Below are 21,271 nucleotides of genomic sequence, written 5' to 3' on the forward strand. Positions count from 1 at the left end.
TATGCAGTGATCAAGCAGGTGATAAGCGCGGGTTGCATGACGTGCTTATTCATCGGAATGCCCAGACCTAAGCCCCTCACGCACCCTATGCGAAATCTCGATGAACTCCTTTGAGTCGCGAATATCCAAGGGGCGTTCCTTTGGCAAAGGGCTGTCGATCACATCGGTGATCCGCCCCGGACGCGGGGACATCACCACGATCTTGGTCGAAAGATACACTGCCTCGGGAATGGAATGGGTGACGAACCCAATGGTTTTTCCGGTTCGCGCCCAGAGTTTGAGAACCTCCTCATTCAACCGATCCCGCACGATCTCATCCAGCGCGCCGAAGGGTTCGTCCATCAGAAGAATATCGGCATCAAAGGCCAGCGCGCGGGCGATGCTGGCGCGCTGCTGCATCCCGCCGGAAAGCTGCCACGGGAACTTCTTGCCAAAGCCCGAGAGTTCGACCAGTTCCAACACCTGCTCAACCCGCTGGTTCTGCTCAGGCTTAGAGAACCCCATGATCTCCAGCGGCAGCCGGATGTTCCCCGCAATCGTGCGCCAAGGATAAAGCCCTGCCGCCTGAAACACATAGCCATAGGCGCGGCGCTTGCGGGCCTCATCCGGGGAAAGGCCGTTGACGGTCAGCGTGCCGCCCGTTGGATGCTCCAAGGCCGCAATCGCGCGCAGAAAGGTGGTTTTGCCGCAGCCGGACGGGCCGATGAACGAGACAAAATCGCCCTTGTTGATGGTGAGGTTCACATCCTTCAAAGCCTGCACCGGGCCGTCATTGGTGGAGAACACCAGTTGCAGGTTGCGGGCCTCAATGATGGGGGATGGAGTTAAAGTATCTTTCAAGCCGCGATTCCTTCATTCCAGCTTTCCCAGCGCCGCCATGTTGTCGCACGATAAAACCACGGCACCCCAATCGTCACCGCAGCGGCCAGTCCCGGGAAAGCCCAAAGACCGGCAAATGCCGCTGCCTTGCCCAGAAATGGCAACAGCACCAAAGCCATACCGATTTCCGCCACCAGAAGCCCTGTCCAACCTGCAACCATTGCAGCCTGAGCAGGACGTAACCTGTATGATCTACCTAAGCGAAAACCGACGGCCCAGCCCAAGACCGAAAAAGGCAAAGCGACCACCTGACAAAGCAGCACAAATCTCCACGCAAACAGCGCGATGAACATCGTGACGGGGGCAATCCATATCCAGACCGCTATGCTGACAAAGATTGCAAAGTCCACAAATCGGGAATCCAGTGCAGAGCGGAGAAGCCAGTTGTCCATCACACGCCCGTCACAGGCACGCCCGACCGCGCCACCGGGCGCGGCGCGGTCAGGTCTTTCCATGCACTCAGCGCGCGGTTCACGGCGGGGCGGGGGTCGCGGGCGATGAATTGGCCGTGGCCTTCGCGGGTCTTGATCTCGCCATCATCGACCGAAACCACGCCGCGCGTCAGGGTGTAGCGCGGCAGGCCTTTCACAGCTTTGCCCTCGAACACGTTGTAATCAATCGCGGATTGCTGCGAGGCTGCGCCGATGGTTTTCGACTTTTCAGGGTCCCACACCACCAGATCGGCATCGGCGCCGACCAGAACCGCGCCTTTTTGCGGGTAGCAGTTTAGGATTTTCGCGATATTGGTCGAAGTGACGGCGACAAATTCATTCGGGGTCAAGCGTCCCGTGGCAACGCCGTAGGTCCAAAGCATCGGCATCCGGTCCTCTAGCCCGCCGGTGCCATTCGGGATTTTGGAGAAATCGCCGAGGCCATAGCGTTTCTGCTCGGTGGTAAAGGCGCAATGGTCGGTGGCCACCACCGACAAAGACCCCGATTGCAGGCCCGCCCAGAGGCTGTCTTGGTGGGATTTGTTGCGGAACGGCGGCGACATCACCCGGCGGGCGGCGTGGTCCCAATCGGGGTTGAAGTATTCGGATTCGTCCAGCGTCAGGTGCTGGATCAGCGGTTCGCCCCAGACGCGCTTGCCCTGCATCCTCGCACGGCGGATGGCTTCGTGGCTGTCTTCGCAGCTTGTATGCACCACATATAGGGGAACCCCGGCCACATCGGCGATCATGATGGCGCGGTTGGTGGCCTCACCTTCGACCTGCGGCGGGCGGGAATAGGCGTGGGCTTCGGGGCCGGTGTTGCCCTCGGCCAGCAGTTTCGCGGTCAGTTCCGCCACCACATCGCCGTTTTCGGCATGGACCATGGCGAGGCCACCAAGATCGCCAACCCGTTTGAAAGATTGATACATTTCATCATCGTTGACCATCAACGCGCCCTTGTAGGCCATGAAATGCTTGAACGAAGTCATGCCTGCTTTCACGGACAATTCCATATCCTCCCACACCTTCTGGCCCCACCAAGTGATCGCCATATGGTAGGAATAGTCGCAATTCGCGCGGCCAGATTTGTTGTGCCACATTTGCGCTGCATCCATCAGCCCCTGCCCCTGCCCCGGCAGCACGAAATCGACGATCATCGTGGTGCCGCCTGCGAGGGCCGCCCGGGTGCCGGATTCGAAATCATCCGCCGAATAGGTGCCCATGAACGGCATTTCCAGATGGGTATGCGGATCAATCCCGCCGGGCATGACATAGCAGCCCGTGGCGTCGAGCGTGCGGTCGCCGTGCAGGTTCGGGCCGATCTGGGTGATCTTGCCTTGGTCGATGAGGACATCGGCCTTGTAGGTCAGATCAGCGGTAACGATGGTGCCGTTTTTGATGACTGTGGTCATGGGGCGTTCCTTAATTTGCTTCATGCCGCCGATTTGAACATCACACTGAGAAGTCCTTTGAAAACCGTGACGAAGAACTGCACGACTGCGAACAACAGGATACAGCTGACCCCAAGTTGCATTGCCCCGAGCAAACTCCCGCCCCGCATGACCACAAAGGCCCATGAAGCAATGGCCGGAACCAATCCAAACCACAGAAACTGTAGCGTGATCGTTTGCTTCATACAAAAGATCATGTGCGCAATCAGGAGCACACCTAAGCAGAGGATAGCCGGAAGCCACGCGAAATAGGCCGCGAAGCCTACGACGAAACTTCCTGAAACAAAAAATCCGAGCCCAAGCACGCCAAGGATATAGGCTCCTGAAAGCAGCGCGGCACTTTTCACCCCACCACCCCCGCCACTTCCAGCACGGCGTGCAGCAGCACGTCTGTTCCCGCCGCCGCCCATTCCGGGGAAATCTTTTCGGCCTCGTTGTGCGACAATCCGCCCTCGCAGGGGCACATCACCATCACGGTGGGGGCGACGCGGTTGATCCAGCAGGCGTCGTGGCCTGCGCCTGATATGATGTCCATATGGGAATAGCCCAGCTTTTCAGCGCTTTGGCGGACGATGTTCACGAGGTTTGCGTCGAAGGTTACGGGGTCGAAATGGCCGACAGGTTCGATTTCACAGCCAAGGCCAAGCTCGGCGGCGACGGCGTGGGCGGCGCGTTCGACTTCGCCGCGCATCAGGTCCAGCTTGGTCTGGTCGGGGGAGCGGATATCGACGGTGAAGATCACTTTGCCGGGGATCACGTTGCGCGAATTCGGGAACACCTTGACCTGCCCCACAGCACCCACGGCACCCGGTTGGTGGCCCATGGCGATCTGATGCACGCGCTCGGTGATCCGGGCCATCCCTAAGCCTGCGTTCACCCGCATCGCCATTGGGGTGCTGCCAGTATGGGCATCGCGGCCTGTGAGGGTGATTTCCAGCCACCACAGGCCTTGGCCGTGGGTGACGACGCCGATCTCGCAGCCCTCGGACTCCAGAATAGGGCCCTGTTCGATGTGCAGTTCTAGCATGGCGTGCATTTTGCGGGCACCGACCACCTCGGAGCCGACCCAGCCGATGCGGGCCAATTCGTCGCCAAAGCGCAGGCCGTCCATATCCTGCCGCCCATAGGCGTAGTCTTGGGTATGAATACCCGCGAACACGCCGCTCGCCAGCATGGCGGGGGCAAAGCGCGCGCCTTCCTCGTTGGTCCAGTTCGTCACCACAATGGGATGGCGGGTTTGCAGGTTCATGTCGTTGATCGTGCGGATCACTTCCAAAGCGCCCAGAACGCCGAGCACGCCGTCATAGCGGCCTCCGGTGGGTTGGGTGTCGAGATGGCTGCCCATGTAGACCGGCAGCGCATCGGGATCGGTGCCTGCGCGGGTGGCGAACATATTGCCCATGGTGTCGACGCCCATCACCATGTCAGCGGCTTTGCACCAATCGGCAAACAGGTGGCGGCCTGCGCTGTCGGCATCGGTCAGGGTCTGGCGGTTGTTGCCGCCTGCCACACCGGGGCCAATTTGCGCCATCTGATTGAGGCTGTCCCAAAGGCGTGCGGAATTGATCCGCAGATTTGCACCGAGCGTCGTCACCACCAAAACTCCCTGCGGGGACGTTGCCCCAGATCGCGCTTGCTGCGAATCTTTTCCTGACCGTATGGTCAGATAGAAGGCTGATACAACCTGACCAAGCGGTCAACTAAAATCTGAAGGCCAAAGTGCAATGTCCGACGCCCTTCGCCCTTTGCGGCGCAATGAGATCCGCCAGCAGAATGAGGCGCTGATTTTACAGGCAGCCGAGAAAGTCTTTGCCGAGGCGGGCTTTGGCGGGGCGACGATGCAGTTGATCGCGGATGTGGCGGGGCTGCCGAAAGCTAACCTGCATTACTACTTTGCCACCAAAGAGGAACTTTACCGCAAAGTTGTCTCGAACATCTTCGACATCTGGCTGCATGCGGCGGAAAGCATGGACAATGCGCCCGGCCCGGTGGAGGGGATCGGGGCTTATATCGACGCCAAGATGGAGATTTCGCGCAGGCACTCGGATGGATCAAAGGTCTGGGCGTCGGAGGTGATGCATGGCGCACCCGTTATTCAGGATTATCTGGAGACCACTTTGCGCGACTGGACGGCGGGGCGGGTGGCGCTGATCCAAGGTTGGATTGATGCCGGGCAGATGGCGGCGGTGAACCCGGATCATCTGCTCTATATGCTTTGGGCCGCGACGCAGCATTACGCCGATTTTGGCCACCAGATTGAGACGCTGAATGGCGGGCCGCTGACAGAGGTGCAGTGGCGCGAGGCGAAAGACAGCGTCAAGGTGATGATCCTGCGCGGGATTGGGGCGGTTTGACGGGTTTTTCTTGCCGTCTTGGCGAATCTCGCAGATATCGGGGTGATTGTATCCCCTTTAGAAACGGTGTGGCGTGATGGACGGTGAAGACGGCGAAACCCCGGTGGAGACTCTGACTTGGCTGCTGGCAGCACTCGCCCCGGCGCGCAAGACCACCATTGTCGATGTCGGGGCGAACCCGATCTATGCGCCTGATTATGCAGACTTGTTGCGGGTGGGCGGCTGCAAGGTGGTGGGGTTTGAGCCGCAACCCGCAGCCTTTGCCGAATTGCAGAAGAACAAGGGGCCGGATGAGACATATTATCCTTTCGCTGTCGGCACCGGCGAGACGCTGAACCTGCGGATTTACAAATCTTCGGGGATGACCTCGATCTTCGATCCCTATGTGCCGACGATGGCGATGGTGAATGAGATGGGCATGGCGCGGGTGCGGGAAACCGTCGCGATGGAGACGGTTGCGCTGGATCAGACCACCGACTTGCCCGAATTCGATCTGCTGAAGATCGACATTCAAGGCGCGGAAAATCTGGTGTTTCAGGGGGCCGAGCGGGTGCTGAAAGGCTGCATCTCGGTCATGGTCGAGTTGCGCTATATGCGGCTTTACCATGACGAGCCGATGTTGGGCGGAGTGGACACGGAATTGCGGCGGCAGGGGTTTTATCTGCACAAGTTCATGTTCAACAAAGGTTATATGCTGAGCAATTCGCAAGCGCGGCGGTTGAAGGCGAAGAAACTGACCGATCAGTTGATTGATGGCGATGGGGTTTATTTGCGCAATATCGCTGAGTTGGCGGGTTATAGCGATGAGCAGTTGAAGCATCAGGCGATACTGGCTGCGGGGGTGTTTCATTCGCATTCGCTGGTGCTGTATTGTCTGGATGCTTTGGTCGCGCGCAAGGCGATCTCGCCGGAACTGCCGGGGCACTATGTGGACCGGATGCCGGATGCGCTGCGCACCGATGTAAAGCGCTGAGCCATGCAAGCCCCGCCCAGCGATATCGCTTTTGCCACCATGGTCGGCGACGAGCCGGTTTTCCTGCCGATCTGGACCAAATATTACGCACGCTTGGTGCCAAAATCACAGCTGTTCATTCTGGTGGACGGCTTGCACCGCGTAATCCCGCCCGAGGCAGAGGGCTGTCAGATCATTCGGTTGCCCAGCGTCACGCCGGGGCCGGGGTGGGATGTGGTGCGCTGGCGGATGATCTCGCTGTTCACCCAGACCTTGCTGCAGCGCTTTGGGGTCGTGGTGTTCAACGATGTTGATGAGATTTTGCTGGTCGATCCGGCGCAGGATGGCGATCTGCTGGACCACATCGGGCGGGCGCGCGAGGTCGGGGTGATCTCACCCTTCGCCATCGAGCTGCTGCACCGGATTGATCTGGAGCCTGAGGTGCTGGACCCCGCGCGTCCGGTGCTGTCGCAGCGGCGGTTTGGCCGGATCAATGCCAGTTATTGCAAGCCCTGCATCACCGCCAAGCCGATCAACTGGAGCATTGGCGGGCATTATTCGGATTATCCGACGCTGCATCTCGATCCGGCCCTGTTGCTGTTTCATCTGCGCTTTGTCGATCACGACATGCTGCGCGCGCGGCAGACCAACCGTCAGGCGATGATGCAGCCTGGGGCGGCAAAGGGGGCAGAGGTGGCGGGGGCGGGCTGGTTGAAGGGCGCGCAGGATATGACGGATTTTCTGCAAAGCTTTGTTGATGCCGGACCGCCGTTGGACAGTGATTTCAGCTTTGGCTGGCAGCGCAAGCGCATCATTGACAGTTGGCACCACGATGCAGAGGCTGGCATCTGGCGGCACGACCGCTTGCACAACCGCAAGACCTATCGGTTGCCCGACCGCATCCAAGATCAATTCTGACCGGAGCCTGCCATGACAACCGCCACCGCCGCAAGCCTTGAGGCCGAATACGCCAGCCTGCAATTTCCGCGCTTTGCTGAGGCCGAGGCTTGGGCTTTGGGGCAAAAGCTGGTGGAACTGGCGGGCAAGGCCCCGGTGGTAATCAATATTCGCAGCGCCGACCGGGTGTTGTTTCATGCAGCCCTACCGGGCTCTGCGCCGCTGAACGATTTCTGGGCACGGCGCAAAAGCAATACCGCGCTGCTGTTTCAACTGCCGTCGTTTCTGGTCGGGCTGCGGCACAAGGCGAATGGTGGCTCGCTGGCGGGCAATGGGCTGGCCGAGGCCGATTATGCCGATCACGGTGGTGCTGTGCCAATCCGGGTGACAGGCGTGGGGATTGTGGCCTGCGCGACGGTTTCGGGCCTGCCGCAAGCCGAGGATCACGCGCTGGTGGTGGCGGCGATACAGGCGATGCTGGCGGGTTGAGCGTGCAAGCCTGCGCTGGCAGTGTAGCCGCAGGTTACTTCAATTCGACCTCGACAAAGCTCATACCCTGATCGCCAGCGTTGATCACGTTGTGCTCGACCCCTTCGGCGCGGCGGTAAGCGGTGCCTGCGGGGACCAGCACGCGGCGGCTGCTGCCGTCGGGGTCTTCCAGCAGCATGTGGCAATCGGTGACAGCGGTGATGACATAATCCATGCTGTGACGGTGCCATCCGGTCTCGGCCCCCGGCGCGAAGTCAAAGCGGGTGACGCGGACGCGGTCATCATCGACCAGTTGGGTGGCGGTGCAGGTTTCGCGCATGGGCAGACTCCTTTTTTGGCAGGCTACCCGGTGCAGGGCCCGCGTCAAGCCTGTGCCGAAAGCCCGTGCCGATTGGGGTTTACATCCTGCCCAACTATGCGTCACGTTAGCCCTCCTAGGTGCAGATGGCGGCGAAGCAAATGGCGGCGAGTGCAATGACCAAACCCCGAACCCGGATACAGGCGCGCAACTCGAACACGATTCTCGATGCGGCTTTGGACGTGTTCTCGCAGCAGGGGTTTCGCGGCGCGACGCTGGATCAGATTGCCGATGTGGCCGGGCTGTCGAAGCCGAACTTGCTGTATTATTTCGCCTCAAAAGAAGCCGTGCATACCGCGCTGTTGAATCAGTTGCTGCGCACCTGGCTGGACCCGTTGCGCGCGATGAACCCCGAGGGTGATCCGGTGGCCGAAATCATGGCCTACGTGCATCGCAAACTGGAATTGTCGCGCGATTTCCCGCGCGAAAGCCGGTTGTTCGCCAATGAGATGCTGCAAGGCGCGCCGCGGATGCGCGATGTGATCGAGGGCGATTTGAAAGCCCTTGTCGATGAAAAGGCCGCCGTGTTGCAGGCGTGGATGGATCAGGGCCGCATCGCCAATCTGCCGCCAGTGCATCTGATCTTCTCAATCTGGGCGATGACCCAGCATTATGCCGATTTCGACGTGCAGGTGCGCGCGGTGCTAGGGCCCGAGCATGATCCGTTCGCTGAGGCCGGCGCGTTTCTGCAAACGCTGTTCACAAAACTGCTCGCCCCCGCTGGCGACGTAGCGGCACCCTGACGTCATGCGTGTAGTGCTGGACCTTTGAACCCAGTCAGTATAACCAGCACGCCTGCAAGAGTTTCCGGTCGAAGGTAATGAACCCAACCAACGAAACCCCCGATCGGGCTGCCAACCCGACGCCCGTTCCCCCGCACCCCGAGCATCACACCCCGCAAAACATGGGCAAATTGGTGCTGGGCTGCATTGGCGTCGTCTATGGCGATATTGGCACTTCGCCGCTTTACGCTATGCGGGAATCGCTGCACGCCGCCAGCTATGACGGGCTGTCTCGCGATGATGTGATCGGGGTGATTTCGCTGCTGATCTGGACGCTGATCCTGATTGTGACGGTGAAATACGTCGCTCTGATCATGCGGGCCGACAACAAGGGCGAAGGCGGCACGCTGTCACTGGTCGCCTTGGTGCAACGCGCGCTGAACAAGCGCCCCGGCTGGTTGCTGGCGATCGGCGTGGTCGGGATTTCGCTGTTTTTCGGCGATGCGATGATCACCCCGGCGATGTCGGTGCTGTCAGCCGTTGAAGGTTTGGACCTTGTCGCCCCCTCGCTGGGGCCTTTCATTTTGCCGCTGACGCTGCTGATCATTCTGGGGCTGTTTTTGTTCCAAAGCCAAGGCACCGAGCGGGTGGCGATCCTGTTTGGTCCGATCATGGTGGCGTGGTTTGTGGTGATGGCCGCGATGGGGATTTACCATCTGAGCGATGACTTAAGCATCCTGACCGCCTTTAACCCCGCCCATGCTTTGGGATTCCTTGTCACCAACGGTAAGGCGTCCTTCTTCGTGCTGGGCTCAGTGTTTCTGGCGGTGACCGGGGGCGAGGCGCTCTATGCCGATATGGGGCATTTTGGCCGCCGTCCGATCCGGCTGGCTTGGGCGCTTCTGGTGTTCCCGGCGCTGACTTTGTCTTACCTTGGCCAAGGCGCTTTGGTGCTGGCGCATCCCGAGACGTTCCACAACCCGTTCTTCCTGATGGCACCGGATTTCCTGCTGCTGCCCTTGGTGTTGCTGTCGGTCGCCGCCACCATCATCGCCAGCCAGGCGGTGATTTCGGGGGCGTTTTCGATGATGCACCAAGCCGTGCAAATGGGTCTGCTGCCGCGTTTTGAGATCCGTCACACCTCGGAAACCACGCTGGGCCAGATCTATCTGCCCAAGGTCAACCTGATCCTGATGGTCGGTGTTTTGTGCCTTGTGGTGGCGTTTGGATCGTCGTCCAACCTCGCCTCGGCTTACGGCATTGCGGTGACCGGCGATATGGTAATCACCACGATCCTCGCCTCGATCCTGTTCCTGAAAGCATGGAAATGGCCACTGTGGGGCGTGATCGCCGTGCTGTTGCCGATCTTTATCATCGAGTTGATGTTTCTGTCAGCCAACCTGATCAAGCTGCCGGATGGCGGCTATGTGCCGGTGCTGATGGCGGCAACTTCTTGCTTCCTGATCTGGACATGGGTGCGTGGCACCGCACATGTGCAACGCAAGGCGCATGATTCTGCGGTGGAATTGTCCAAGCTGATCAAGATGCTGGAAAAATCCCACCCCATCGAAGTGCCGGGCACCGCGGTGTTTCTGACGCAAGACCCAGATACCGCGCCCTCGGCTTTGCTGCATAACCTCAAGCACAACCGGGTTTTGCACAGCCAGAATTTCATCGTCACGGTGGGGGTGGCGACCACGCCAAAGGTCAATGACGAGAACCGCATCACCATTGAGCGGTTGTCGGATAATTTCGTGCGGGTGCGGCTGCTGTTTGGCTATATGGAAACCCCGAACGTGCCGCGCGCCCTGGCTTTGGCGCGCAGGCGTGGCGAGAAGTTTGACATCATGACCACGTCGTTCTTCCTGAACCGCCGCACCTTCCGCTCGGCCCGCAACCATGGGCTGCCGTTCTGGCAAGAGCGCGTGTTCATCTCGATGACCAAATCGGCCTCGGATGCGACGGCGTTCTATTGCCTGCCGTCGAACCGGGTGGTGGAACTGGGGCAGCAGCTGGCGATCTGATCGCTCATCGCTTCCTCGCGGGCGCTCTGCGCGGCCCAACCGCAGCGCAGAGGCCTGCAAGGGCCGATAAGCGGCTTACAGCCCGCGCATCACCTCTGCCGCGATCTCGAACGAGCGCAGCCGGGCTTGATGATCGTGGATCATGCCTGTCAGCATGATCTCATCTGGCGCATAGGTTTCAATCAGCTTGGCCAGTTGACCGCGCATGGTGGCGGGCGAGCCCACCGCCGCGCAAGACAGAGCATGTTCCACCTCGGCCCGCATCTGTGGCGAGACTTCCGACAGATCATGCACCGGGCGCGGCAGTTTGCCGGGTTGACCCGAGCGCAAACGCGAAAACGCCAGCACTTGCGAGCTGCGCAGATATTCCGCTTCGGCGTCGGTCTCCGCCGCCGCAATTCCAGTGAGCAGCATGAAATAGGGTTTCTGGTGCCATTGCGAGGGCCGGAAGGTGGCGCGGTAGGTCTCAATCGCCTGTTCCAGCATCGCCGGGGCGAAATGGCTGGCGAAGGCATAGGGCAGCCCCAGATAGGCCGCCAGCTGCGCGCCGTAAAGGCTTGACCCAAGTATCCAGACCGGCACTTCGGTGCCCTCCCCCGGCACCGCGCGGATGCGGGCGTCGGGGTGTGGCGCGTCAAGGTAGTTGATCAATTCCAGCACATCTTCGGGGAACTGGTCCGAGGCTTGCATGTTGCGCCGCAAGGCGCGTGCAGTGGCCTGATCGGTGCCGGGGGCACGGCCAAGGCCCAGATCAATCCGGTCGGGGAACAAGGTGGCAAGGGTGCCGAACTGCTCGGCAATCACCAAGGGCGCGTGGTTGGGCAGCATGATGCCGCCCGAACCCACCCGAATGGTTTTGGTGCCGCCTGCCACATGCCCGATCACTATCGAGGTCGCGGCACTGGCGATCCCCGGCATGTTGTGATGCTCGGCCAGCCAAAAGCGATGATAGCCCCAAGCCTCGGCATGGCGGGCAAGGTCCAGCGTGTTGGCGAGGGCGTCAGTAACGGTTTGACCCTCGGCCACCGGAGACAGATCAAGAAGCGAATATTGCATGGGATATCTTTTGTTATGAATGCGCCGGATGCGAAGTCATCGCGGGCTTTCTATACAGTTGGGTTTAGTTTGCGAAATTGAAAGATGCACGCCGGGATTTATCTGCCGATTGCGGCGTTGGACGGGTGAAAAGCCGCGTCAGATCATGGCGAAAGCATGGCAAGCGCTTAGAAAGCTTGGCAGTTTGTATCCCCGATGGCGGTTAATTTCTGCTAAGGTCAGGCTTGGGGGTAGTTGTAAAAGAGGTGCAAGGATGGGACAGATCTCGTCGCTTGCGGCGCCGTCCGCGCCGCAATTCCAATCGTTAATCGTCAAACCTGTGGCCCGTGCGGCGGCGGCCCTGATGACGCCCAGCCTTGACAGTCATGCTACGGCGCTGAAGTTGCGGGCGGAGCTGCCGACAGAAGCCGCACCGCGCCCGATCTTGCCGCCCGCGAGCAGCGAGGCGATCTTCAAGGGTCTGCTGCCGGTGCCGCCAGCCATGATACAGGCGCAAGAGCAGGCAGATAGCGACCAAATCGAAACGCTGACCGAGGTGGATGGCATCAGCCTTGACGGCATCCCCTATCTGCGCGATGGCGCGGTCTTGCTGGACGATTTGCCTCAAGCCGAGCCCGCGCCTGCGCCAAAAGCCAAATCCACCGAGGCGCTGACGTTGGCTTTTGTGACGCCCGCCGCTCTGCATCCCGAAACCGAGGCGCAGGCAGACGCCGATCCTGAGCTGTCCGACCACGCCGAACGCGCCTACCTCGACGAGCGCGAGATTTCAGCGGTGCGGGCAGAGCCTGGCCCCCCTACTGCGCCGCCAGACCCGGATCAGGCCAACCCCGATCCGCCGGAATCCGACGCAGCCACAAGCGTCGACAAGCGCGCTTGAGGCCGCAAGCTTATTCCGCTGCCGTGGCGGTCGGGTTGTTCGGATGCGTCGTCCAGTTGGCATAGGTGCTGACCGGACGCCCCGTGCGTTCGTCTATCGCCCCCTTCGGCAGCTCGATCATGGTGATGCAGTTTTCCACCGGGCAGACGTTGACACACAGGTTGCAGGCGACACATTCGTCGTCTTTGACGGTGAAGGTGCGGTCCGCAGACATGGCAATCGCCTGATGGCTGGTATCCTCGCAAGCCGCATAGCAGCGGCCGCATTTTATACAATCATCCTGCGAAATATGGGCTTTGGTGACGTAATTCAGGTTCAGATACTGCCAATCAGTGACATTTGGCACCGCACGGCCCACCAGATCGGCGGTCGAGGTCATGCCCTTCTCGTCCATATACTCCGACAGGCCCGAGATCATTTCCTGCACGATCTTGAAGCCATAGGTCATCGCCGCCGTGCAAACCTGCACATTGCCCGCGCCCAAGGCCATGAATTCCGCCGCATCGCGCCAAGTGGTGATGCCGCCGATGCCAGAAATCGGCAGACCGTGGGTTTCGCGCGAACGCGCGATTTCGGCGACCATGTTCAGTGCAATCGGCTTCACCGCCGGGCCACAATAGCCGCCGTGTGTGCCTTTGCCGTCAATCATCGGTTCCGGCGCAAAGCTGTCCAAATTCACCGAGGTGATCGAGTTGATCGTGTTGATCAGGCTGACCGCATCCGCGCCGCCACGCTTGGCAGCTTCGGCGGGTTTGCGAATGTCGCTGATATTGGGCGTCAACTTGACGATCACCGGCATCCTCGTGTGCATCTTGCACCAGCGGGTGATCATTTCAATATATTCAGGTACTTGACCGACAGCGCCGCCCATACCGCGCTCGGCCATGCCATGCGGGCATCCGAAATTTAGCTCGACCCCATCGGCCTCGGTATCCTCGACATGGCCAAGGATATCCTTCCACGAATCCTCGTCACAAGGCACCATCAGGCTGATGATCATCGCGCGGTCTTTGTAGTCGCGCTTCACCGCTTTGATCTCACGCAGGTTGACCTCCAACGGCCGGTCGGTGATCAACTCGATGTTGTTCAGCCCCAGCAAGCGCCGATCCGCGCCCCAGATCGCGCCATAACGCGGGCCGTTGACGTTCACCACCGGAGGACCTTCCGAGCCCAAGGTTTTCCAAACCACGCCACCCCAGCCGGCCTCAAAAGCGCGGCGCACGTTGACCTCTTTGTCGGTCGGCGGAGCTGATGCCAGCCAGAACGGGTTGGGGGACTTGATGCCGATGAAGTCGGTTGTCAGATTTGCCATGTCAAAATTCTCCGTAGGGTGCGTGATTTCACGCACCACGCCCCATCAAAGCCGCATGAATAGCTTCCGCCGCATCGCGCCCTTCGGCCACCGCCGTCACCGTCAGATCCTCGCCACCCGCCGCACAATCGCCGCCCGCCCAGATCTTGCCCTGCTGTTTCACCAACTTCGCACCGTCCTTGGCAACCGGAGCCGCCGCGAGCATCTGCCCGATCGCCTTGAACACCTGATCGGCTTTCAGAGTAAAGGTTTCGCCGAGTTCCAACCCGTTCGGACCGTCATGGGTATAGGCAAACTCTACACCTTTGACCGATTCAGCGCCCAAAACCTTGACCGGAGCCGCGCCGTAGATGATCCGCACCCCGCTTTGCGTCGCGTGGTCCTGCTCATATTCCGAGGCGCTCATCTTATCCTTGCCGCGCCGATAGACCATTGTCACCGAATTTGCGCCCAGAAGCTTGGATTGCACCGCCGCATCCACCGCCGTCATGCCGCCGCCGATCACCACCACATCGCGGCCCACCGCGACCGAGGGCTTATCCGACTGCCGCAGTTCTGCAATGAAATCAACAGCATTGCGCACGCCTTCCAAATCTTCACCCGCCGCACGCAAGGCGTTCACCCCGGCCAGACCAATGCCCAGAAACACCGCGTTGTAGTCCTTTTCCAACTCGGCCAAAGTGATATCACGCCCCAGTTCGACCCCGGTTTTCACCGTGATGCCGCCGATTTTCAGCAGCCATTCCACCTCACGCGCAGCGAAATTCTCGGGGGTTTTATAGCTGGCGATGCCATATTCGTTCAACCCACCAGGCTTGGCGTGACGCTCAAATATCACCACATCATGCCCCTTCAGCGCCAAACGATGCGCGCAGGCCAGACCCGCAGGCCCTGCCCCCACCACCGCCACACGTTTGCCTGTCGAAGCCGCCCTCGTGAAAGGATGCACGCCCTTGCCCATCAGCGTATCGGTGGCAAAACGTTGCAGCCGCCCGATTTCCACCGGCTTGCCCTCGGCCACTTCACGCACGCAAACCTCTTCGCACAACTGCTCGGTCGGGCAGACCCGCGCGCACATCCCGCCCAGGATATTCTGCGCAAAGATCGTCTTGGCCGCCGCATCCGGTGTGCCGGTGGCGATCTGCCGGATGAACAACGGAATGTCGATTGAGGTCGGACAAGCCGTCATGCAGGGTGCGTCAAAGCAGAAGTAACAGCGATCCGCCGCCACCCGCGCCTCATGCCGATCCAACACCGGCTGCACATCGGAAAAGTTATCGGCGTAAGCGGCAGGCGACAAGCGCTCTGCCACCACACCGGGGGTCAACGGGCTATTGGACAAGGCGGGGCCTCCCTTGGCTATGTTGTTTTTTTGAGGCTGGCACAGCTTTATTTTTTTATCAAATGGTAAATTTTATCCAAGACGGTTTGTGGAGAGTTTTTTTAGCTCTGGCCAGCCGCAACCGATCTTGGGCCTTTTTTCTAGGCGCTGGCTTATGTATATGTGTGCGATCAAGGCGCGGATATGGCCCATCCAGCGCGCAGCAATGACGCCAAAAGACGCTAAAAGAGGACAGCATGAGCAAACAATCTTCCGACGCAGACGTTGCGTTCATCTCGGCTCTTGCAGAGCTTTTGAATAAGAATGAGCTGACCGAGTTGTCGGTCAAACGTGAGTATGGCGAGGATGACAGCCTCGAAGTCCGCGTGGTCAAGCAGGCCAATATCGTGCAAATGGCAGCCGCTGCGCCTGCGATGCACTACGCGCCCGCCCCGGTTGCGGGTGCCGCTCCGGCAGCCGCAGCACCTGCCGCCATTGAAGATCCGGCGCAGCATCCCGGCGCTTTGACCTCGCCAATGGTTGGCACTTGCTATCTGTCCGCCGAACCGGGGGCGGCGGCCTTCGTCAGCGTCGGTTCGGTTGTGACCGAAGGCCAGACTGTGCTGATCATCGAAGCGATGAAAACCATGAACCACATCCCGGCCCAGCGGGCGGGCACCGTGAAACGCATCCTTGTCGCCGACGGCAATTCTGTCGAATACGGCGCACCGCTGATGATCATCGAGTAAGCCGATGTTTGAAAAAATCCTGATCGCCAACCGGGGCGAGATCGCCCTCCGCGTGATCCGCGCTTGCCAGGAGATGGGGATCAAATCGGTCGCCGTGCATTCCACCGCCGACGCCGATGCGATGCATGTGCGGATGGCCGACGAAAGCGTTTGCATCGGACCGGCCTCGTCCTCGGCCAGCTACCTGTCGAAAGCCGCGATCATCTCGGCCTGCGAGATCACCGGTGCGCAGGCGGTACATCCGGGCTATGGCTTCCTCTCCGAAAATGCCGCGTTCGCGCAGGCGCTGGAGGATCACGGCATCACCTTCATCGGCCCGAAAGCCGAACATATCCGCATCATGGGCGACAAGATCACCGCCAAGATCACCGCGAAAGATCTGGGGATTCCGGTGGTTCCGGGCTCGGACGGCGGTGTGGCCGATTATGAAACCGCGATTGGGGTGGCCGCAGGCATCGGCTTTCCGGTGATCATCAAAGCCACCGCTGGTGGTGGTGGTCGTGGCATGAAGGTTGCCAAAAACGCTGAAGAACTTGAGATCGCCTTCCGCACCGCGCGGGCGGAATCGAAAGCGGCGTTTGGCAATGATGAAGTCTATATCGAGAAATACCTGCAAAAGCCGCGCCACATTGAAATTCAGGTGTTTGGCGACGGCAAAGGGCGTGCTGTGCATCTGGGGGAACGGGATTGCTCCTTGCAGCGCCGCCACCAGAAGGTGTTCGAGGAGGCCCCCGGCCCCTGCATCACCCCGGAAATGCGGGCGCGGATCGGCAAGACCTGCGCCGATGCGGTCGCCAAGATCAACTATATCGGCGCTGGCACCATCGAGTTTCTGTATGAAGACGGCGAGTTCTTCTTCATCGAGATGAACACCCGCTTGCAGGTGGAACATCCGGTGACCGAGGCGATCTTTGGGGTGGACCTCGTGCGCGAGCAAATCCGGGTTGCGGCTGGGATGGAGATGTCCTTCACCCAAGATGAGCTGGAGATCAACGGTCACGCGATTGAGGTGCGGATCAACGCGGAACGGCTGCCCGATTTCGCGCCGCGCCCCGGTAAGGTCAAGGTGTTCCATGCCCCCGGTGGTTTGGGCGTGCGGATGGATTCGGCGCTTTATGGCGGCTATTCGATTCCGCCCTATTATGACAGCCTGATCGGGAAACTGATCGTGCATGGGCGCGACCGGCCTGAGGCGCTTGCTCGGTTGAAGCGGGCGTTGGGCGAGTTGATCATCGACGGCATCGAAACCACCGTGCCGCTGTTTGACATGCTGCTGGCCGAGCCTGATATTCAGAACGGCGAATATGGCATTCACTGGCTGGAGAAATGGCTGGAAGCGACCTTTGGGCAATAAGAGTGAGGGGCGCTTTCGGGCGCCCTTTTTGATGGTCCTAACTCGGACCATTTTATTGTTTTAAGCCAATGACTTTACTATAGACAGTTAGTGGATTTTTGGCATTTCGAACCAATCAGAGGGCAGCGCCTGACCGCCGGCAGGGCGCAGAAACGCTGATTCCAGGCGGTTTATGGTTTAGCCTGCTCGCCAGAAGTTCTAAGCGAGACTGCGCAGAAGCGCCCGCCCGAGGGGGCGGTCCCCTTCTCGGCGATGGCCAAGACAATCGCCTGCCGGGCAACGAAGCATTGCCCGGCGGCGCATTCGCGGCTTGATTCCGGGCGGGTTGTTTGCCTGAGAGTTTGCTACTAGGATTTCCCTCCATCCAGCAAAGCCGCATCAATTTATGACCCAAATCCTTACCCCTGAAACCCTGCTGCGCGCCTATGCTATGGGGATTTTTCCGATGGCGGAAAGCCGGGACAATCCTGAAATCCATTGGGTGGACCCGAAACGGCGTGGCGTCTTTCCGCTGGACGGCTTTCATATCTCGCGGTCGCTGGCCAAGCATATTCTGACGGCGGAGTACCGCGTCAGCGTGGATGAGGCGTTCTCAGAAGTGGTCGACGGCTGCGCGGATCGACCAGTGACATGGATCAACGCCGAGATAACCGGGCTTTATACGGCGCTGCACCGAATGGGTTTTGCGCATAGCCTGGAGGTTTGGCAGGGCGAGGCGCTGATTGGCGGGGTCTATGGGGTGACTTTGGGGGCGGCGTTTTTTGGCGAAAGCATGTTTTCGCGGCAGACCAATGCTTCGAAAACCGCGCTGGCTTACCTGACGCATCGGTTGCGAGCGGGTGGGTTTCAACTGTTTGACACGCAATTTCTGACGCCGCATCTGGCGAGCCTAGGTGCTGTGGAAATTCCGCGGGCGGAGTATCAGCGTCGGTTGGCCCAAGCCGTTCAGGGCCAAGCGACTTTTGCCCCAGCCGGCTATCAGCCGTTGCCGCCATCGGTGGTGGCGGGGTCAGCGTTGGGGTCCTGACCTTCACCGGGGGTATCCTCGGGCGGGTCTTCGACATTGGGCAGCACCACATCGGGCACGTCGCAGCGCAGCACCCAAACGTCATAGCGCGCGTTGTCCAAAGCCGACAATGCCGGGCTAGAAGCAGTCATCCAGCCGTTGAACACCGGGTCGGGCACTTGGGCATCGAGGATGGTCAGATGCGCAAAAGCCTCGGCGGCGGGGCTGTCGGGGTAATAGCGGCAACCGTCCATCTGCACGGTCAGCCGACCCACGGTTTGCGATTGGCCATTCGAGAGGTCCAGATCGGTGACCTTGCCTGTCAGCTTATCCAGCAGGCGCAGTTTCGCTCCGGGGGCGTCGGCGGCGTCTTGGGCTGTGGCCATGGTGGCCAGCAGGCTAAGGCAAATCGCCAAGCGTTTCATGGCGTTGTTGCATCCGGCATTGTTGCAGCCGGATCAGCCGGTTTGTCGCCGCTGGACGACCCACCCGAGACGAATTTCATCAACAGCGAGATCAGGCTGACCGAACCTTGGGTGTCTTCAATCTCATCGCCGGGGGCGAGGATATCGGCAGCACCTCCGGGCACCAGTTCGACAAAATTACCGCCAAGCAGCCCTTCGGACGAGATCAGAATCGCGGTGTCGGTCGGCAGCTGGATTTTGCTGTCGATGACGATGCTGGCATCGGCAAAGAAGGTTTCGGGGTTCAACGTCAGTGCTGTGATGCTGCCCACCTTGACGCCCGCCAGCCGCACATCCGAGCCCGGTGTGATGCCATCGACCGAGCGGAACGAAGCTTTCAACGGATAGGTGCCGGCGGCTGCGGTCAGGCCCTGCCCGCCCGTAGCATAGACCAGAAAGCCTAAGGCGGCGGCGAGCACGGCGGCCCCGGCCAAGATTTCTGCGCGATTTTCAGTCATGTCTGGGTCTCAGGCCTTATTCGGGCTGCCATCATTTCGGCTGGCATTATTTCGGCTGCCATCATTTCGGCTGGCATTATTTCGGCTGCCATGCCTCATAATCGCTGCGCAAGGCGGGGGCGTGGGCGCGGATCGAGCCGGGGGGGGCATAGGCGGCGGCGGTGCCGGTCAGGTTTTCCTGATGCGGCTGCTCCCACGCCTTATGCTTCAACGGGGTCTTGGTCGGCGGATCATTCCAGGTGAAATGCAGCCAGCCGTGCCAATCGGGCGACACCCGGCTTGCCTCGGATTCGCCGTTGTAGATCACCCAGCGGCGCTTGGTGTCGGCGGTTTGGTAATAGATATTGCCCTGCTCATCCTCGCCGACCTTTTGACCCTTGCGGGCGGTATAGATCTGGGTGCCCAAAGTTTGGCTGTTCCACCAGGTCAACATTCGCTTGAGGAAATACATAGAGGCCTCCGCAGGGGTTTGATCTTGATATGGCCGAAAGGGGGGGAAAGGTCTAGGGGGCATGGCGGGCACGGCAAGACTTTGGGCGCAGTTTCGCAGCGGTGCCAGAGGTTTGGTTGGGCTGCGTGGATGTCAGGGTGAGGCCGAACGCCGCTTTCCCAGCGGGGATGGACTTGTGTTTTGCAGGATTGCGCGCACAACATGTAGGGGGGATTGGTAAGCCACTCGTGTTGTTTTTGCCAGATGACGGCACAAAGACGTTAAAAGCAAAACGGCGAGCCATTGGCCCGCCGCTTAATCTGTTGTGCGTGCAATGGCTTAGCTTGCAGTCGCGGGTTCTTTCTTTTTCGCATCGGTATGCACCAACAGCGGGGCTGCCCCGTTGTTGACGGCTTCCTCGTTGACCACGACTTCCTCGACATCATCCATGCCGGGCAGCTCGAACATGGTGTTGAGCAGGATGCTTTCCATGATCGAACGCAAACCGCGCGCGCCGGTTTTGCGCTTGATGGCGCGTTTGGCGATGGCGATCAGCGCATCCGGCGTGAAGGTCAATTTGGTGCCTTCGATGTCGAACAGCCGCTGGTATTGCTTGACCAGAGCGTTCTTCGGCTCGGTCAAAATCGTGATCAGCGCGGCCTCATCCAGATCGGTCAGGGTGGCGATCACCGGCAGACGACCGACGAATTCCGGGATCAGACCGAATTTCAGCAGATCCTCCGGCTCCAATTCCTGGAACAACTCGCCCGCGCCGCGATCTTCCGGGCCCTTCACCGCAGCACCAAAGCCGATGGCCGAGCCTTTGCCGCGTTGTGCGATGATTTTCTCCAGCCCCGAGAACGCCCCGCCGCAGATGAACAGGATATTCGTGGTATCGACTTGCAGGAATTCCTGCTGCGGATGCTTGCGCCCGCCCTGCGGCGGCACCGAAGCCACGGTGCCTTCCATGATCTTCAAAAGCGCCTGCTGCACGCCCTCGCCCGACACATCGCGGGTGATCGAGGGGTTGTCCGACTTGCGGGTGATCTTGTCGACCTCGTCGATGTAAACGATGCCGCGTTGGGCGCGTTCAACGTTATATTCCGAAGCTTGCAGCAGTTTCAGGATGATGTTTTCGACATCTTCGCCGACATAGCCCGCCTCGGTCAGGGTCGTCGCATCGGCCATGGTGAACGGCACATCCAAGATGCGGGCCAAAGTTTGCGCCAGCAAAGTCTTGCCGCAACCCGTCGGGCCGATCAGCAGGATGTTGGATTTCGACAGTTCAATGTCGGTTTTGCTGGCGTGGTTCAGTCGCTTGTAGTGGTTGTGCACCGCGACCGAGAGCACGCGCTTGGCGTGGACTTGCCCTATGACATAATCGTCCAGAACCTTGCAGATATCACGCGGCGTTGGCACGCCATCGGTGGTTTTCAGCCCCGTGGTCTTGGTTTCCTCGCGGATGATGTCCATACACAGCTCGACACATTCATCACAGATGAAAACCGTCGGGCCGGCGATCAGCTTGCGCACCTCATGCTGGCTTTTGCCGCAAAAGGAGCAGTAGAGCGTGTTCTTGCTGTCGCTGCCGGAATTGTTCGCCATGAGTGTCCTCTGCCCTGCGCCCGTAGGGAGCGTTTGAGGGAAGTGTAAGCCAAGGCCCAAACCTCCACAATCCGAAAGTGCC

General features: G+C 60.0%; 23 protein-coding genes. 10 read left to right on the top strand and 13 right to left on the bottom strand.

Features of this window, described 5'->3' with window-relative positions; all coding sequences use genetic code 11:
* Positions 1 to 45: 45 nt before the first annotated feature.
* Genes ACP7AP_RS00460 through ACP7AP_RS00480 form a run of 5 tightly spaced genes read right to left on the bottom strand, consistent with a single transcriptional unit; the run spans position 46 to position 4,355 of the window.
* Complete coding sequence (locus ACP7AP_RS00460; protein ID WP_426031117.1) at positions 46 to 840, bottom strand: ABC transporter ATP-binding protein; 795 nt, start codon at positions 838 to 840, stop codon at positions 46 to 48.
* Positions 837 to 1,271, bottom strand: a complete 435-nt coding sequence (locus tag ACP7AP_RS00465) for a hypothetical protein (protein ID WP_426031119.1) — start codon at positions 1,269 to 1,271, stop codon at positions 837 to 839. Before ACP7AP_RS00465 ends, ACP7AP_RS00460 begins: the two co-directional genes overlap by 4 nt.
* Entirely contained in the window at positions 1,271 to 2,722 is a 1,452-nt protein-coding gene (hydA, locus tag ACP7AP_RS00470; RefSeq protein ID WP_426031121.1) for a dihydropyrimidinase, read from the bottom strand. The genes ACP7AP_RS00465 and hydA overlap by 1 nt, the downstream gene beginning before the upstream one ends.
* Positions 2,723 to 2,742: 20 nt before the next feature.
* Positions 2,743 to 3,108, bottom strand: a complete 366-nt coding sequence (locus ACP7AP_RS00475) for a hypothetical protein (protein ID WP_426031123.1) — start codon at positions 3,106 to 3,108, stop codon at positions 2,743 to 2,745.
* Positions 3,105 to 4,355 (bottom strand): Zn-dependent hydrolase, encoded by a 1,251-nt coding sequence (locus ACP7AP_RS00480; RefSeq protein WP_426031125.1) that lies wholly within the window; start codon positions 4,353 to 4,355, stop codon positions 3,105 to 3,107. Before ACP7AP_RS00480 ends, ACP7AP_RS00475 begins: the two co-directional genes overlap by 4 nt.
* Positions 4,356 to 4,485: 130 nt before the next feature.
* Here ACP7AP_RS00480 and ACP7AP_RS00485 point away from each other — a divergent pair, with 130 nt between their 5' ends.
* The 4 genes from ACP7AP_RS00485 (at position 4,486) to ACP7AP_RS00500 (ending at position 7,453) form a co-directional block, all read left to right on the top strand.
* Positions 4,486 to 5,115 carry a TetR/AcrR family transcriptional regulator gene (locus ACP7AP_RS00485; protein WP_426031127.1) on the top strand — a complete coding sequence of 210 codons (630 nt, stop codon included), beginning with the start codon at positions 4,486 to 4,488 and terminating at the stop codon, positions 5,113 to 5,115.
* A 76-nt stretch (positions 5,116 to 5,191) separates the two neighbouring features.
* Complete coding sequence (locus tag ACP7AP_RS00490; protein ID WP_426031129.1) at positions 5,192 to 6,088, top strand: FkbM family methyltransferase; 897 nt, start codon at positions 5,192 to 5,194, stop codon at positions 6,086 to 6,088.
* 3 nt (positions 6,089 to 6,091) lie between these two features.
* Entirely contained in the window at positions 6,092 to 6,985 is an 894-nt protein-coding gene (locus ACP7AP_RS00495; protein ID WP_426031131.1) for a hypothetical protein, read from the top strand.
* A gap of 12 nt (positions 6,986 to 6,997) precedes the next feature.
* Positions 6,998 to 7,453, top strand: coding sequence for a heme-degrading domain-containing protein (locus tag ACP7AP_RS00500; RefSeq protein ID WP_426031133.1), 456 nt, complete (start codon positions 6,998 to 7,000; stop codon positions 7,451 to 7,453).
* Between the two features lie 34 nt (positions 7,454 to 7,487).
* On the opposite strand, the gene ACP7AP_RS00505 is transcribed toward ACP7AP_RS00500, so the two are convergent.
* Positions 7,488 to 7,772, bottom strand: a complete 285-nt coding sequence (locus tag ACP7AP_RS00505) for a cupin domain-containing protein (protein WP_426031135.1) — start codon at positions 7,770 to 7,772, stop codon at positions 7,488 to 7,490.
* A gap of 155 nt (positions 7,773 to 7,927) precedes the next feature.
* Between ACP7AP_RS00505 and ACP7AP_RS00510 the strand changes: the two genes are divergently transcribed.
* Together ACP7AP_RS00510 and ACP7AP_RS00515 are read left to right on the top strand one after the other, a co-directional pair.
* Positions 7,928 to 8,554: a TetR family transcriptional regulator C-terminal domain-containing protein gene (locus tag ACP7AP_RS00510; RefSeq protein WP_426031137.1), complete on the top strand. Its 627-nt coding sequence runs from the start codon at positions 7,928 to 7,930 to the stop codon at positions 8,552 to 8,554.
* 77 nt (positions 8,555 to 8,631) lie between these two features.
* A complete protein-coding gene (locus ACP7AP_RS00515; protein ID WP_426031139.1) occupies positions 8,632 to 10,557 on the top strand; it encodes a potassium transporter Kup in 1,926 nt (641 codons plus the stop codon).
* A 75-nt stretch (positions 10,558 to 10,632) separates the two neighbouring features.
* Here ACP7AP_RS00515 and ACP7AP_RS00520 read toward each other — a convergent pair whose 3' ends face one another.
* Positions 10,633 to 11,613 (bottom strand): LLM class flavin-dependent oxidoreductase, encoded by a 981-nt coding sequence (locus ACP7AP_RS00520; protein ID WP_426031141.1) that lies wholly within the window; start codon positions 11,611 to 11,613, stop codon positions 10,633 to 10,635.
* A 253-nt stretch (positions 11,614 to 11,866) separates the two neighbouring features.
* On the opposite strand from ACP7AP_RS00520, the gene ACP7AP_RS00525 reads away from it, so the two are divergent.
* Entirely contained in the window at positions 11,867 to 12,490 is a 624-nt protein-coding gene (locus ACP7AP_RS00525) for a hypothetical protein (RefSeq protein WP_426031143.1), read from the top strand.
* 10 nt (positions 12,491 to 12,500) lie between these two features.
* On the opposite strand, the gene preA is transcribed toward ACP7AP_RS00525, so the two are convergent.
* Both preA and ACP7AP_RS00535 read right to left on the bottom strand, forming a co-directional pair.
* The gene (gene preA / locus ACP7AP_RS00530) at positions 12,501 to 13,802 is read right to left on the bottom strand and encodes an NAD-dependent dihydropyrimidine dehydrogenase subunit PreA (protein WP_426031145.1); all 1,302 of its coding nucleotides are present in this window, start codon (positions 13,800 to 13,802) and stop codon (positions 12,501 to 12,503) included.
* Between the two features lie 28 nt (positions 13,803 to 13,830).
* Positions 13,831 to 15,144, bottom strand: a complete 1,314-nt coding sequence (locus tag ACP7AP_RS00535; RefSeq protein ID WP_426031147.1) for an NAD(P)-dependent oxidoreductase — start codon at positions 15,142 to 15,144, stop codon at positions 13,831 to 13,833.
* Positions 15,145 to 15,380: 236 nt separating this feature from the next.
* On the opposite strand from ACP7AP_RS00535, the gene accB reads away from it, so the two are divergent.
* From accB to aat, 3 genes are all read left to right on the top strand, one after another.
* A complete protein-coding gene (gene accB, locus ACP7AP_RS00540; RefSeq protein ID WP_426031149.1) occupies positions 15,381 to 15,872 on the top strand; it encodes an acetyl-CoA carboxylase biotin carboxyl carrier protein in 492 nt (163 codons plus the stop codon).
* 4 nt (positions 15,873 to 15,876) lie between these two features.
* On the top strand, positions 15,877 to 17,226 hold the full coding sequence (accC, locus tag ACP7AP_RS00545; protein WP_426031151.1) for an acetyl-CoA carboxylase biotin carboxylase subunit: 1,350 nt from the start codon (positions 15,877 to 15,879) through the stop codon (positions 17,224 to 17,226).
* Between the two features lie 385 nt (positions 17,227 to 17,611).
* The gene (gene aat, locus ACP7AP_RS00550) at positions 17,612 to 18,253 is read left to right on the top strand and encodes a leucyl/phenylalanyl-tRNA--protein transferase (RefSeq protein WP_426031153.1); all 642 of its coding nucleotides are present in this window, start codon (positions 17,612 to 17,614) and stop codon (positions 18,251 to 18,253) included.
* Here aat and ACP7AP_RS00555 read toward each other — a convergent pair.
* The 4 genes from ACP7AP_RS00555 to clpX all read right to left on the bottom strand — a co-directional run bounded on the left by ACP7AP_RS00555 (position 18,205) and on the right by clpX (position 21,189).
* Complete coding sequence (locus tag ACP7AP_RS00555; protein WP_426031155.1) at positions 18,205 to 18,657, bottom strand: DUF2155 domain-containing protein; 453 nt, start codon at positions 18,655 to 18,657, stop codon at positions 18,205 to 18,207. The genes aat and ACP7AP_RS00555 overlap by 49 nt on opposite strands.
* Entirely contained in the window at positions 18,654 to 19,154 is a 501-nt protein-coding gene (mlaD, locus tag ACP7AP_RS00560; RefSeq protein WP_426031157.1) for an outer membrane lipid asymmetry maintenance protein MlaD, read from the bottom strand. The genes ACP7AP_RS00555 and mlaD overlap by 4 nt, the downstream gene beginning before the upstream one ends.
* Before the next feature lie 76 nt (positions 19,155 to 19,230).
* On the bottom strand, positions 19,231 to 19,605 hold the full coding sequence (locus ACP7AP_RS00565; RefSeq protein ID WP_426031159.1) for an NADH:ubiquinone oxidoreductase subunit NDUFA12: 375 nt from the start codon (positions 19,603 to 19,605) through the stop codon (positions 19,231 to 19,233).
* Between the two features lie 318 nt (positions 19,606 to 19,923).
* Positions 19,924 to 21,189: an ATP-dependent Clp protease ATP-binding subunit ClpX gene (clpX, locus tag ACP7AP_RS00570; RefSeq protein ID WP_426031161.1), complete on the bottom strand. Its 1,266-nt coding sequence runs from the start codon at positions 21,187 to 21,189 to the stop codon at positions 19,924 to 19,926.
* Between the last annotated feature and the right edge of the window lie 82 nt (positions 21,190 to 21,271).

This window comes from Cypionkella sp. TWP1-2-1b2, from assembly GCF_049896245.1.
Classification (GTDB): domain Bacteria; phylum Pseudomonadota; class Alphaproteobacteria; order Rhodobacterales; family Rhodobacteraceae; genus Cypionkella.